The organism is Lysinibacillus piscis (assembly GCF_026012395.1).
Lineage (GTDB): Bacteria > Bacillota > Bacilli > Bacillales_A > Planococcaceae > Lysinibacillus > Lysinibacillus piscis.
Genome location: NZ_BRZA01000002.1, coordinates 298,595 through 313,222, shown reverse-complemented (window position 1 = coordinate 313,222; position 14,628 = coordinate 298,595). Strand labels below are relative to the sequence as shown.

Annotated in this window: 14 protein-coding genes and 1 other annotated feature; of the genes, 1 reads left to right on the top strand and 13 read right to left on the bottom strand. The window is 38.2% G+C overall.

All coding sequences use genetic code 11. From position 1 onward, the window contains the following. Window positions 1-148 precede the first annotated feature (148 nt). On the bottom strand, window positions 149-2,797 hold the full coding sequence (locus tag OPF91_RS07820; RefSeq protein WP_264988186.1) for a valine--tRNA ligase: 2,649 nt from the start codon (window positions 2,795-2,797) through the stop codon (window positions 149-151). 159 nt (window positions 2,798-2,956) lie between these two features. Then, window positions 2,957-3,189, bottom strand: a binding site (T-box leader). Window positions 3,190-3,268: 79 nt separating this feature from the next. Here OPF91_RS07820 and OPF91_RS07815 point away from each other — a divergent pair. Beyond that, a complete protein-coding gene (locus tag OPF91_RS07815; RefSeq protein WP_264988184.1) occupies window positions 3,269-3,463 on the top strand; it encodes a YszA family small membrane protein in 195 nt (64 codons plus the stop codon). On the opposite strand, the gene OPF91_RS07810 is transcribed toward OPF91_RS07815, so the two are convergent. The 12 genes from OPF91_RS07810 to OPF91_RS07755 all read right to left on the bottom strand — a co-directional run bounded on the left by OPF91_RS07810 (window position 3,446) and on the right by OPF91_RS07755 (window position 14,386). Continuing rightward, on the bottom strand, window positions 3,446-4,015 hold the full coding sequence (locus tag OPF91_RS07810) for a valyl-tRNA synthetase (protein WP_264988183.1): 570 nt from the start codon (window positions 4,013-4,015) through the stop codon (window positions 3,446-3,448). The two genes, OPF91_RS07815 and OPF91_RS07810, sit on opposite strands and share 18 nt — an antisense overlap. 112 nt (window positions 4,016-4,127) lie before the next feature. Then, on the bottom strand, window positions 4,128-4,574 hold the full coding sequence (locus OPF91_RS07805; protein ID WP_264988182.1) for an SRPBCC family protein: 447 nt from the start codon (window positions 4,572-4,574) through the stop codon (window positions 4,128-4,130). An 88-nt stretch (window positions 4,575-4,662) separates the two neighbouring features. Beyond that, window positions 4,663-5,388, bottom strand: a complete 726-nt coding sequence (locus tag OPF91_RS07800; protein WP_264988180.1) for a hypothetical protein — start codon at window positions 5,386-5,388, stop codon at window positions 4,663-4,665. Further along, entirely contained in the window at window positions 5,381-6,709 is a 1,329-nt protein-coding gene (locus OPF91_RS07795; protein WP_264988178.1) for an AAA family ATPase, read from the bottom strand. Before OPF91_RS07795 ends, OPF91_RS07800 begins: the two co-directional genes overlap by 8 nt. A gap of 173 nt (window positions 6,710-6,882) precedes the next feature. Then, the gene (locus OPF91_RS07790; protein ID WP_264988177.1) at window positions 6,883-7,815 is read right to left on the bottom strand and encodes an ABC transporter permease; all 933 of its coding nucleotides are present in this window, start codon (window positions 7,813-7,815) and stop codon (window positions 6,883-6,885) included. Next, a complete protein-coding gene (locus tag OPF91_RS07785) occupies window positions 7,793-8,716 on the bottom strand; it encodes an ABC transporter ATP-binding protein (RefSeq protein ID WP_264988176.1) in 924 nt (307 codons plus the stop codon). Before OPF91_RS07785 ends, OPF91_RS07790 begins: the two co-directional genes overlap by 23 nt. Window positions 8,717-8,994: 278 nt before the next feature. Next, window positions 8,995-9,525, bottom strand: a complete 531-nt coding sequence (locus OPF91_RS07780) for an SF0329 family protein (RefSeq protein WP_264988175.1) — start codon at window positions 9,523-9,525, stop codon at window positions 8,995-8,997. 60 nt (window positions 9,526-9,585) lie between these two features. Continuing rightward, window positions 9,586-10,878: a glutamate-1-semialdehyde 2,1-aminomutase gene (hemL, locus tag OPF91_RS07775; protein ID WP_264988174.1), complete on the bottom strand. Its 1,293-nt coding sequence runs from the start codon at window positions 10,876-10,878 to the stop codon at window positions 9,586-9,588. 1 nt (window position 10,879) lies between these two features. Beyond that, a complete protein-coding gene (gene hemB, locus OPF91_RS07770; RefSeq protein WP_264988173.1) occupies window positions 10,880-11,860 on the bottom strand; it encodes a porphobilinogen synthase in 981 nt (326 codons plus the stop codon). Continuing rightward, the gene (locus tag OPF91_RS07765) at window positions 11,857-12,618 is read right to left on the bottom strand and encodes a uroporphyrinogen-III synthase (protein WP_264988172.1); all 762 of its coding nucleotides are present in this window, start codon (window positions 12,616-12,618) and stop codon (window positions 11,857-11,859) included. The genes hemB and OPF91_RS07765 overlap by 4 nt, the downstream gene beginning before the upstream one ends. Beyond that, window positions 12,608-13,540, bottom strand: a complete 933-nt coding sequence (gene hemC, locus OPF91_RS07760) for a hydroxymethylbilane synthase (RefSeq protein ID WP_264988171.1) — start codon at window positions 13,538-13,540, stop codon at window positions 12,608-12,610. Before hemC ends, OPF91_RS07765 begins: the two co-directional genes overlap by 11 nt. An 18-nt stretch (window positions 13,541-13,558) precedes the next feature. After that, window positions 13,559-14,386 carry a cytochrome C assembly family protein gene (locus tag OPF91_RS07755; RefSeq protein ID WP_264988170.1) on the bottom strand — a complete coding sequence of 276 codons (828 nt, stop codon included), beginning with the start codon at window positions 14,384-14,386 and terminating at the stop codon, window positions 13,559-13,561. Window positions 14,387-14,628 lie beyond the last annotated feature (242 nt).

Below are 14,628 nucleotides of genomic sequence, written 5' to 3'. Positions count from 1 at the left end.
CATTTATTTAGGTTTTGTTTACTAACTATTCCGAAACTTCTTTCATCCATTATACTATATACATAGAAAAAAAATAAATACTTATACTCATATCCTCTCTATCTTTTTACATACAAAAAGTGGGTAGCTTATCGCTACCCACTGCTTATTATGACATCGTTTTTAGTTCTTCTAAACGTTTTAAAACAATCGCATGTTTACTTTCGTAGTCTGCTAATTTTTCACGCTCCGCATTGACAAGAGCCTCTGGTGCTTTCGATACAAATTTTTCATTCGATAATTTACCTGTTACAAGTTTCACTTCTTTTGCCCATTTCTCTAATTCTTTTTCAAGACGAGCAATTTCTTCATCTAAATTAATCAAACCTACAAGTGGAAGGAAAATTTGTGCGCCCGTTACAACCGCTGTCATAGATTGACCTGGTGCTGTTAAGTTTTCTCCGATTGTTAATGGTTCTGGATTACAGAATTTCTCTAAATAAGCTTTATTCGCTTCTAGCACTGTTACAGTCGTCGTCTCATTTGCTGAAATATAAAGCGGTACTTTTTTGCTCATTGGTGTATTTACTTCTGCACGAATATTGCGCACTGAACGTATAATATCCATAAGAAGCTTCATATTGTCTGCTTCTGCTGCGAAATGAAGGTCTTCACGTACTGTTGGCCATGCTGCCACTGTAATGGATTCCCCTTTATGTGGTAGATGTTGCCAGATCTCTTCTGTAATAAATGGCATAAACGGATGTAATAGACGCATTGTTTGATCCAATACATATGCCAAAATAGAGCGTGTTGTTTTCTTTGCCGCTTCATCTTCACCATAAAGTGGTAATTTCGCCATTTCAATATACCAAGAACAGAAATCATCCCAAATGAAGTTATATAGCTCACGACCTACTTCACCAAACTCATAACGTTCTGCAAGAGATGTCACACGTTCAATTGTTTCATTCAAGCGCGTTAAAATCCATTTATCTGCAACCGATTTTTCACCTGTTAAATCGATTTCGTCATATGTCATACCATCCATATTCATTAAGGCAAAGCGAGAGGCATTCCAAATTTTATTGGCAAAGTTCCAAACAGCCTCTACTTTTTCTGTTGTATAGCGTAAATCTTGCCCTGGTGATGAACCCGTTGCTAGGAAATAACGCAATGAGTCTGCACCATATTGCTCGATTACATCCATTGGATCCACACCATTACCAAGCGATTTACTCATTTTACGCCCTTCACCATCACGTACTAAACCGTGAATTAATACATCTTGGAATGGACGTTTACCTGTAAATTCAAGCCCTTGGAAAATCATACGTGATACCCAGAAGAAAATAATATCATAGCCTGTTACTAGTGTGCTTGTTGGATAATAGCGTTGGTACTCTGCATTTGTTTCATCTGGCCAGCCCATTGTTGAAAACGGCCATAATGCAGATGAGAACCATGTATCCAATACATCTTCATCCTGTGTCCAGTTTTCCGCATCTGCTGGCGCTTCCATGCCAACATATACTTCACCTGTTTCATTATGATACCAAGCTGGAATTTGATGCCCCCACCAAAGCTGACGAGAAATACACCAATCACGAATATTTTCCATCCAGCGAGAATACGTGTTTTCGAAGCGTGCTGGTACGAAGTTGACTTTCCCTTCTTCATCTTGTTGTAATCCAAGAGAAGCATCTGCAAGTGGCTGCATTTTTACAAACCATTGTGCTGATAAATAAGGCTCTACTACTGCACCTGTACGCTCTGAATGACCTACTGAATGCATGTGCTCTTCAATGCGAATTAACACGCCTGCTTCCTGTAAATCTGCTACGATTTGCTTGCGGCAATCGAAACGATCCATACCATTATACTTGCCAGCCAGCTCATTCATTGTGCCATCTTCATTCATCACAAGAATACGCTCTAGGTTATGGCGATTCCCTACTTCAAAGTCATTTGGATCATGCGCTGGTGTCATTTTTACAACACCCGTACCAAATTCCATATCCACATAATCATCAGCTACGATTGGGATTTCACGACCTACGATTGGTAAAATAACCGTTTTACCAATTAAATGCTGGTAACGCTCATCATTTGGATGCACAGCCACCCCTGAATCACCAAGCATTGTTTCTGGACGTGTCGTTGCTACCTCTACATAGCCTGAACCATCTGCTAATGGATATTTCATGTGGTAAAATGCACCTTGTACATCTTGATAAATAACTTCAATATCCGATAAAGCCGTTTTCGCTGCTGGGTCCCAGTTAATAATACGTTCGCCACGATAAATAAGCCCTTTTTCATACAATTGGACGAATACTGTTTTTACTGCATCTGATAGACCTTTATCTAACGTGAAGCGTTCGCGCGTATAATCTAAGCCAAGACCAAGCTTTGCCCATTGATCACGAATATGACCAGCATATTCTTCTTTCCATTCCCATGTTTTTTCAAGGAATTTTTCACGCCCTAAATCATAACGTGTAATATTATCTTCGCGCAGTTTTGCTTCTACTTTCGCCTGTGTCGCAATCCCTGCATGGTCCATACCAGGTAACCAAAGTGCATCATAACCTTGCATACGTTTCATACGAATTAAAATATCTTGTAATGTCGTATCCCATGCATGTCCTAAATGTAGTTTACCTGTAACATTTGGCGGTGGAATCACGATGGAATATGGTTTTTTCCCACTGTCTGGCTGTGCTTCGAAAAACTTTCCTTGTAACCACCAGTCATAACGTCCAGCTTCAATGGACTGTGGCTCATACTTTGTTGGCATTGATAAATTTTCTGTCATAGTAAAGTTCCTCCTTGTAAAAAATCAATTACGCCCCAGCGTAATTGTGTTCGGATTTTTCTGTACCAAAAGCGCTAGCATCAGGTACAACAACTGCCAGGGCTTATATTGGTTCAGTAAATGGAATTTACTAAACCAATATAAAAAACTCCTCACGTCTAAAAGGACGAAGGAGTTTTAAGTTCGCGGTACCACCTTTAATTCCGAATTGAATACATAGCTTCCAACTCGGCTCTTAATTCGGTAACGGTGTTTAACCGGCTTTAACTACTATTAGTTCATTAAAACTGCTCAAGGGCTACCTTCAACTAAGTACAAATAGAAACTTCTCAGCTACCGTTTCCTCTCTTCATTTGTACGATTAATTTACTCTTCCCTGTCATCGCATCTCTTTTTTAATTTGTTTTTATTGTATCGTAATAACTCACTATTTTTCAAGTGATTTCATTAGATAAAAGAAAGGTGATGGATATGAGAAAACGAAAATATAATCCTTGGCTTTTACCACCTTGGCTACGTCAATTCCGTTTTTATTGTCGCACGATTATTATACCAATCTGTGCTTTTCAATTTGTCCGTGTCATTATCGTTCCTACATCGGGTGATTTTATCTTTTTATTGTTACTCTTACTACTTTGCTATTTACTATTATGTGATATTATTTGATACACGAATTTTAAGTGGCGTGTAATCCTCTGTCAAATCCCAAATCATGGATGGCACCTCATGCCAAGAGCTTGATTCTCGCATGACGATTTGACTAGAGGATTCTCTTAATGCAATCTTTTGCTCCAGCGCACTATCTTGTATCAATGGCTCATTAGGAGGAATAGCCACAAAGGGTTCTTCCTGCTCATTAAACACGCTTGTTACAGCCCATTCTAGTTGACAGCCCTGATTGGTCAAAAGTGGACGAATATCCTTCACCATTAAATCTTTCACCGCTGCATCTTTTGGTAAATCAACATGCAAGGGAACCGCATATTCAAAATAACCTGTATCCCCTTGAATATCTAATGCATCAATCATCACCGAATCGTCCCCATAATGGGTCGCCTGCATATTTTGAAAATCAAAGCGCACATGTGCTGTAATATGATAAATACCAATTAAACGTAATGAGTCTTCTAGCTGCTTTGTTTGCCATTGTGGTGTAATTTGCACCGCCGCTATTTCTGTAGGGCAACCATATCCTTGAAAACAAAATGTCTCTCGCATTGTCCATGTTTTATGTTCGATACTAATCCCTCCTTGTGCATCATATGTCTATAAAGAGAGAGTTATGCGCAATGAAAAAGGCATACTAGTCCATTACTAGCACGCCTTTTACTTACCCATGAATCGATTTAATTTTATTTGCCACACGATCTGTCAGCATTTTTGTTGCTTTCGGGACGATTGGCTTAAAGATTGGATTTAATACAGGCCCAGCTAAGCCACCTGCTACCACCTCTAATACACCTGTCATTTTAGTATGTGCTGCATCAATGCTTTCTGCTTGGAAATGCCCTTTACCCGTGAAATTATCAGATAATCCTTTTAGCTCAAATGTAACTTTTGAAGGAGCTACCCACTCTAAAATCGTAATTTCCACTTCCACTGTTTTTTTCAAAACGCCTACATTGCCTTTAAATGTCCATGTAGAATGCTTATCATCAATCATCGTATGTGCGTTATAGCCAGGGACAAGTTTTGCCCATTTCTCCATATCACTCACGAAATCCCATACTTGCTCAATGCCTACGGGTACTTCCACTGTATGTGTGCCTGTTGCCATATTCTTTCACTACTTTCTTTTTCGAATAGCCTTATTATAAACGATTTTGCCGACTATTTGGTTAGGTCGAAGGAAATATTTGTGACACTTATAACGGCACTTGCTCTTGCAAAAAATCAAGCATTAAAGGTATATTTGTAGCACGCTTCAACGAATTTAAGTCCTGCGAAACAAACTGCCAACTGTTTTTATATGTATCCTCATATGTTGCGGTTCGCTCCTGTGGCAGAAATGCTTCCAGAAATTCTTCAATCGGTACCTCTAGCTCGTCCAAAAAACGATCGACCTTTTCTACCTTGTTTTCTTTTTTTGGATTCATGTCATTAAAAACAACATGCTCTAAATGTCTGGAGAAATAATAGGCTTGATAGGAATAGGTTAAAATTTTTTGCGTTGTATTCATGATTTGGATATTCCGTGAGCGTACTTCATTTCTTTGTTGAATATTATGCTTTTGTGCTTCGGTTTGAACATAAATACCATTTTCCTGATATTCAGTTAAAGTGGCTTGCTCATTATTTACTAAAATAGCATCTGACTCAATAAAGCAGCCATCTGTATCTAAAATATGGAGTACAGCTAAAATATTAGATGGCTTAAACTTTCTTTTCAGCAAAATCTCTTTCACACGATTGCCAATTAATTCTTTGACTGGCTTTTTTGCTTGCTCCATATCATAAAATATATCACCATTTTTAGGCTCAAACCGAATTTCCTTCTCTTTAAATAATTCCCGTAAACGCCCAATCAGCAATGTCTCATCCGTATTCCCTTCTACCAATACAAGCACAACCTTTTTCTCCATATTAGCCAATAATATTGCCCGCCTTCCTAAAGGATTTTTTGATATCATACATATTTGTCTCATTGTAGATGAGCTCATCTTGTCCACCTAATTGAACCGCTCTTAAATAAATATCTCGTGCATTATTTAATTTTTTGACACCTTTTAATTGTAAATAACGATTTTCTTCATTCATCGTTGTAAACCATAAATGCTGAATTGGTAATACTTCTAGAATGCGCAAATTATGTGACGTAAAAAATAGCTGTCCTTTGCCATTTTCACTAATCACCTCTAATAACTCCCCTAATAAATATTCAAAAATCCCCGCATCTAGTTCATCAATGACAACACAGGCATTTGGGTTGTTATACACAGCTATCAGTGTACTTAAAATAGAAATAATTTTAAGCACGCCCTCCGATTCACTGCGTAATGGCAGTTCAATATCTTCTTTAATCGATAAAAACTCAAAGCGAACACCATCTTCTCCACTATCCATTTTCTCTATATGGATTTTTCTTACTTTGATAAATAACCCAGGAATAATTGTCTTCAACACAACATTCGTTTGCTCGATTACTTTCTCAATCGTTGTAAATACATCTTTCGGAAGAAGCATTGTATCCTTTAATTCATAGGGGATGTTTCCTCGAATATTTTCAATATGAACACTAAAGGGCATAATAATATTCGCTACTAAAAGACCATATTGCGTTGTATCAATAACATGAAAATCCTTTTTGAAGTGATGCTGAATATTTTGCATAATTTCTTGCTCTTCCTCATTTAAAACAGCCTGCCACACTTCCTGTAGCTCTTTTCTAAAAATAAATGATGTCGCATTATCTACAGCCATTCGTTCTGCTACCATCATAGTGACACGATCATTTTCAGAGAAAGTCGTCATTTTTTTATTGCGTACAGAAATGATTCGGTCACTTTTAGATAAAATATCTTTAAAACGCTTTTTGCTTATATTTTCTTTATAGGACAGTGTTTCATCTGTGACAACAAGCCTTTCTGTACCCTCTTTTAACACAATCGTATATTTGACAAAATACTTACCAAAAGAATTTGCAATCAAAAATTCAAATACTAACTCAATCGCTGATTCTCCAAAATAAATTAGTTTTTTAGTCTTTTTTGGCAATGCCTCTATATGTAATAGTGATTTTAATAAGCTAAATGCTTCGACTACTGCTGTTTTTCCTGAACCATTTTGCCCATAAAAACCAACTACATCTGCACAATCTATTTGTTCAAAGCTCGTATTTGTTTTGAACTTACCATGCTTTACATTTTTCAAATGATTTATTGTGACATTCGTTACTCTAATAATCGCATCCATTATTCTTCCTCCAATCAACACGCTAAAAAAAGTATAACACACTAAAATTAAATCGCTAAATGATAAATTTTTTATCAAATCTTAATATAAGTAAAGTATATTCTGATTCTCCAATGAATATACAATAAAAAACAAGCTATTTTCTCTTTGAAAGAGAAAATAGCTTGTTTACTTTAAGCCGTCACATCACGTTTACTGAATGACCAGTAGCTAGCAACTAAGAAAATAACAGCATAGACTGCTAGCACTGTTAATGACAGGGTCATTGTGCTTCCTTCAATCATAATATTCCCTGTTTGATATTGTGTTAAATCTGCATGTGCAAGCCAAATATATTTCGCAAACGAATACTTACTTAGTAACAGGACAATGACTGTACCCATATACGATAAAAACATCGTTAAACCGATAGCTAAAGCGCTTGAACGGAATACAGAGCCAATAAAGAAAGCAAAAAGGATGGAGATAGTAAAGTTACCAAGAGATAAATAGGCTTTTTCAAATAAATCCCCCCATACATCTACCTCCTGTACGACACCATTCACTAATTCTAGCTGTACACCTGCACCTTGACCAAATAATATCAGCCCAACGATAGCTACTACGGCAAAATTCACTACAAGCATAAATAACCCATATAAAAATGATAGCAATAATTTAGAAGTCAAAATTTTTGTACGTGACACAGGTCGAGTTAACAGCATTTTAATGGTACCTGTGGAAAATTCACTCGATACGATACCCGCAGCCACAATGACAGCAAACAATGTCACAAAGGTCATTAAATTGACACTAAAGTCCATAAAACTCGCAAAGGTTGCATCTTGTGGTGGTGCTATGTCATGTGCTAAACGATATTCACTAATCGTTATTTGCTCTTGGAAATAGGCCGCATCTGCCTCATTCATATTATTTTCAGTGATGATTTGTTTATTGGAGGCAATATTTTCTTTTTCGATTGTCTGCCAATCACGCGTTTCTTTTACACTGTAGTATTTATTAATGCCACCAAACCCAACAATGACGGCAATTAAAATAAGAAGCATTGCCCATGTTGCTTTTTGATGCCAAAGTTTCATCCATTCATTTTGTATGAGTTTCAGCAATTTGTCCGCCTCCTGTCATCTCTAAAAATTGTTCTTCTAATGTTTTTTGCTGTGGCTGGATAGTAAAAATCGCTACGTTTTGTGCAACAAGCACTGAGACAAAATTCGGTACATGCTCTTTTGTTAACTGTAGCTCCAGCCCTTTTTCTCGCTGCGTGAACTCAATCTGCAAGGCATGTGCTACTTCCTCAACTTTTTCTACAGGTGTAGCTTCCACATAATAAACTGTTTCAGCCTCGCTGTTCATTTCACGAATATCAATTAATTGTCCGTTTTGAATAACAGCAATACGGTCACACATTAGCTCAATTTCGGATAATAAGTGACTGGAGACAAATACAGCAACATCTTCTTCAGCAGCAATTTTTCTTAAATATGTACGGAATTCACGAATACCTGCTGGATCTAAACCATTTGTCGGTTCATCTAAAATTAAAAACTTTGGCCGATGTAATAATGCTTGCGCTAAGCCTAAGCGTTGACGCATCCCAAGCGAATAGGTCGACACCTTTTCATGTATACGCTTTTCAAGCCCAACCTGCTGTACAACCTCATCAATTCTTGTCTTATCTACATTTTTATGCATTCTGGCAAAATGCAGTAGATTTTTGTAACCTGACATATATTTATACATTTCAGGATTTTCTACAATCACACCGACTTTACTAATGGCTTCCTCATAATGTGTTTTCAATGATTGACCATCAATAATTACCTCGCCTGCTGTTGGGTACATCAGTCCTGTCAGCATACGAATCGTCGTTGTTTTCCCTGCTCCATTCGGTCCTAAAAAACCTGTAATTTGCCCTGGATATAAATCCAAATTTAAGTTATCAATTAGCTTTTTCCCACGAATCACCTTCGTGATGTTACGAAGCTGCACGATTGGCTGTTGTGTCATTTATTCCATCCTTTCTATATATCGAATTACTAATCCATCATGTATAATACGTATGAAACATAAAAAGGTTTCATCCACTTAACAATAAATCCATTATTTAGAAAGGAATACGCATTGATGAAAACAACAACACTCATCTACAGCATTGGTGCAATTGCTTTACTAATTGCTGCTCTGCTTGATTTAAAATATAAAGGACTTTTTTATCAGCTAATGCAAAAATTTAAAAAATAAGTATATAGAAAAAACAGAAACCCTAACATGGTCTCTGTTTTTTGCTATATTAACCCTTCTGCCTGACAGCGAATTCGGTGAAATTTTTGTACAAGTGGATGCTTTGCCTGCACCTTTATTAATCGTCGTTTCCCCAATCGATAATCAATCATCGAAAATGCTTGAATCAATGGATTCGTTGACATGAATGCTTCTTCAATCGACAGGTTCATATACGTCAGTAGTGCATCATATACTGTCCAACTTTCATAAAAACCTGCTGCCATCTTTTGTTGCTCAATTGTCTCATATACTTCGACTCGTTGTACTCGCTCTGGTGAAGCAAACATTACTCTCCAATCTTCGTTATATGGAATTTTGGGCATATCCTTCGTGTCCTGCTCATATTGCCGATTGAACTGCACTTGAAATGCTAAATCATCAGCTCTCAAAATTTCCTCTTTTTCATACATAAGCCAAACTTTACTCGGTGCATCATGCGCCTTACGATACACCGTGGCATAAAGCTTGACTTTCCCTTTAAGCGAATTTGCTAGCCTTTGCTCAAACTGCTTTTTTAATTGACTAAATCGCATCAATATCACCTAATTAAAAAGATGGCAATGAATAGTAAAATTCACGCCATCCTTTTTATTTTATTTCGCCAACTTCGCAAATACTTTATGGAAAGCCTCCACCGTTTTGGCGATATGCTTCTCTGTATGGGCTGTTGAAATAAACAAGCCTTCAAATTGTGATGGTGGTAGGAAAATGCCTTCCTCAGCCATCAGTTTGAAGTATTCCGCAAATAATTGTAAATCAGATGTTTTTGCTGATGCGAAGTCCACTACATCCTCGTTTGTGAAGAAGAAGCCAATCATCGAACCTGCACGATTTACCGTATGAGGAATATTGTATTTCGTCGCTGCCTCTCTAAAGCCTGTCTCTAATTGATCACCTAATTGAATGAAATACTCATAAGACGCTTGATCAAGACGAGACAGTGTTTCATAGCCTGCTGTCATTGCCAATGGATTACCTGACAATGTACCTGCTTGATAAATAGGACCTGCTGGCGCAACTTGCTCCATGATGTCCTTTCTACCTGCATAAGCTCCCACAGGAAGTCCGCCACCAATGACTTTACCGAGCGTTGTCATATCTGGTGTCACATCGAAATAACCTTGTGCACAGCCATAGTCTACACGGAAGCCAGTCATCACCTCATCAAAAATCAATAAGGCTCCGTGCTGTGTTGTTAAATCACGTAAGCCTTGTAGGAAGCCTGGCTGTGGTGGAACGACACCCATATTCCCTGCAACAGGCTCCACAATAACAGCCGCAAGCTCCGTACCGAATTTTTCAAAGACTACTTTTGCGCCCTCTAAATCGTTATAAGCTACTGTCAATGTATTACGTGCCACATCTGCTGGAACACCAGGACTATCAGGTAAACCTAATGTTGCTACACCTGATCCTGCTTTAATCAATAATGAATCACCATGTCCATGATAAGAGCCTTCAAATTTTAAAATTTTATCGCGTCCTGTCACACCACGCGCCACACGTAAAGCAGACATTGTTGCCTCTGTGCCAGATGATACAAAGCGAATCATTTCCATACCAGGCAAACGCTCTAGCACTAATTTGGCTAGTTGATTTTCTGTATAGCTTGGTGCACCGAAGGAAGAACCCTTTGCAGCTGTCTCTGCAATAGCTTTTACAACCTCTGGATGACAATGTCCTAAAATAAGCGGTCCCCATGATAATACATAATCAATATAATCATTACCATCAATATCCGTAATAATTGCCCCTTGACCTGATTCCATAAAAATCGGGTCCATATTAACTGATTTGAATGCTCGAACAGGACTACTTACGCCACCTGGCATTAATGTGACAGCTTCTGCATACGCCTGCTTTGATTTCTCATATGAACGTGCCATTTTATTTCTCCTCCAACCATTGTGCAACATCTTTTGCATGATACGTAATAATTAAATCTGCGCCTGCACGCTTCATGCCTAATAATGTTTCAAGCACCATTTTTTTCTCTTCAATCCAGCCGTTGATTGCTGCGGCTTTAATCATGGCATATTCACCTGAAACGTTGTATGCCACAATTGGTAACGGATAATTATTTTTGACATCACGAATAATATCTAAATAGCTAAGCGCAGGCTTGACGATTAAGAAATCCGCCCCCTCCGCAATATCAGACTCCGCTTCACGGAAAGCTTCTAAACGATTCGCTGGGTCCATTTGATATGTTTTACGGTCACCAAACTGCGGTGCGCCATCTGCTGCATCACGGAAAGGCCCATAATAGCTTGATGCATATTTAATGGCATAAGACATAATTGGTATATGCTCATAGCCCGCTTCATCTAAGCCAGCACGAATCGCCGCAACAAAGCCATCCATCATATTCGACGGTGCTATAATATCTGCCCCAGCTTTTACCTGTGATACGGCTGTACGTGCTAACACCTCTAAAGAAGCATCATTTAAAATTTGCTCGCCATCAATTAAGCCACAATGGCCATGGTCTGTAAATTCACATAAGCATGTATCAGCAATCACTAATAGCTCTGGGTGACGTGCTTTAATGAGACGTGTTGCCTCTTGTACAATACCGTGATCATGGAATGCGCCAGTACCAACTGCATCCTTCTCTGCTGGCAAACCAAACAAAATAACAGAAGGAATCCCTAAAGCCACAATATCATCAATCTCTGCCACTAGGTTGTCCAATGAAAATTGGAAAACACCTGGCATTGATGATACTTCATTTTTAATATTTTCCCCTTCTATCACGAAAAGCGGATAAATTAAATCTTCCTTGTGTAAGTATGTTTCTTTAACCATCGCACGAATCGTTGCATTTGCACGTAGACGTCGGTGTCTTTGGAATTGTAAGTTTGTCATGTTCTTGCCTCCGCTTTTACTATTTCTTCAATTACAGCCTGCATTGTATAAATACTCGGCATAATATCTACGGTCACGCCATGGTTCACAATAGCCTGTTTGGTAATATGTCCAATCGCTGCTATCTTTGCTTTTTCCCAGCCAATTACTGGTGCAATATCCATTACATAAACATCCACCGCAGAAGGGCTCGCAAATATAACTGTCACATCACGCTCTTTACGAATACAATCTATTATTACTTGCTGTTGATCATGACGCTCAATCGTTTCATAAACAGTCCATTCTTTCACTGCAAATGGTAATTTTTCTTTCAGTGTTGCCTTTGCTTTTTCTCCACGAATAAACAAGCAGCTTGGCTGTTCACCTGCCACTTTCGGAAACTCCTCCACAAATACATCTGCACTAAACACAGAAGGAATAAAACTCACATGAAAGCCTAATTGCTCCAAAGCAAGCATTGTTTTTGTCCCTACTGCGGCAACTTTACTTTGGAATTGGACAGGTGTTAATTGAAAACGTTGCATTTTATGCGCTAGTGCCTCTACAGCATTTTGGCTAGTGAAGATAAGCCAATCAAACTGACGGGCCCATGCCATTTGCACCTCATCAGTCTGTACAACCAGCTCTTGTGTTTCAATCAATGGTGCGACAATTGTCTGACCACCTAAGGCTGTAATATCATCTATAATCGTAGTTGTTTTAGATGTTCCTGTTAAAATAATGGTTTTACCCTGTAAAGGCAGGTTATTCGGCATTTTGCTCAGCCTTTACTTGTTGGATTAAATCAAAGGCTCCCTGCTCCGTTAGCTTTGCTGCTAACACTTTTCCTAAATGTTCTGCATCCGTGCCAACCATTGTTTCTTTGTAAATAACAGAAGCATCTGGTGCAGCTACAAGTCCTGTTAGCGTGATTTCTGTGCCACTTACTTTAGCATAACCAGCAATCGGCACTTGACAGCCACCGTCCATTGCAGCTAAAAAGGCACGCTCTGCATGTGCTTCTTGCCATGTTGCATCGTCCGTTAATTTCCCTAGTGCCGCTAATAATTCTGTGTCATCTGCACGACATTCAATCCCTAGTGAGCCTTGTGCAACGGCTGGTAAACATGCTTCGACAGGTAAAAATTCTGTCACGACATCCTCGCTCCAGCCAAGGCGTTTTAAACCTGCTGCTGCTAAAATAATCGCATCATATTCTTCTGTTTCTAGTTTTGCCAATCGTGTATCAACATTACCACGAATCCATTTAATCTCGATATCTGGACGCATTGTTAATAATTGTGCACTACGACGAAGTGAACTTGTACCAACAATGGCTCCTTTAGGCAAGTCAGCAAATTTCACATGCCCTTTTGAAATAAAAGCATCACGTGCATCCTCACGCGGTGGTATACAGCCAATAACTAAGCCTTCAGGTAAAATCGCTGGCATATCCTTCATTGAATGAACAGCAAAATCGATTTCTTTGTCATACAATGCCTGTTCGATTTCCTTCACAAATAGCCCTTTCCCACCGACTTTTGATAGCTGTACATCTAAAATTTGATCGCCTTTTGTCACAATTTCTTTTACTTCGAAATCAAATGGCGCGCCAGTTGCCTTTAATTCATTAATAAACCAATTTGTTTGTGTTAATGCAAGTTTACTTCTTCTAGAACCGACAATAATTTTTCTCAATCGTCTCCAACCTTTCCGTTAATACCATAAATGGAATTGTGATAAGCCACTTCCCAAAAAGAAATTGACAACAACTAATAAATAAGCATAAATATGTAGCCAAGCATATTTTACCCCTGTTAGCTTATTTTTACGATGAACATATAAAATATAGCAATAGACCATTAAAATAATAAAAGAGCCTATAATTTTTGCATCTAAAAGCGAAAAAGAAGCGATGGTCACAGCAGCCCACTCAAAACCTAACAATAAACTGACAAATAGCAGAGGAATGCCAATAAAAAAGGATATATTCATCCAACTAGACGTTTGCTGTAGAGAAGGTAATCTTGTCCATATATTGGTCCACTTTTTTTTCTTCAATAAACGATACAAAACTAAATATAAAATCGCAAAAACAAACGTGAGTGTAAATGCGGCATAAGATAAAATAGCGAAGGATATGTGTATCGCTAACATTTCAGACATGAGTGTATCACTGACAACGCCTGTTGGTCGCTTTGGCATAAACGTAAAAACACTAGCGAATAAAAAACCAAGTATATTAATGACGAATACAGGTAAATCTACACGTGCAATACAATGCAAAAAGATGGATAATGTGACAAGTAACCACGAATAGAAAAGGATACCTTCTGATAAAGACAAAATAGGAAAACGCTTTGTTTCTATCATCGTTAATATAATCGCTGCACTTTGAATAATCCAAACAAAGGAGACGAACCAAAAAGCAATACGCCTTGCTTGTAGTTGTTTATAAAAGTAATCTGTAAAATAAAGCACTAGACTGATCGCGTACAAGACGATCATAACCTCATAGAGCCTTGTCATGGTCAAATCAGCCATAGAACATCCCTTCTTTTTATATAAAGTTGCCTCTTCCAAATCTATGCTCACCACTACGTCAATTACGCCCTAGCATAATTGCGTCTACATTTTTTCAAGCTCGCTCGAAGGAAGTTAGCCTAAAAGTGTCAGATATAAGAAAGCATTTACTGAACCAAAATAAACAAAAGACGCTTTCGTATCTAAGTTTACCATACAGATACGAAAACGCCGCATAAAAACATTTGTTAGTTACTAAAGAT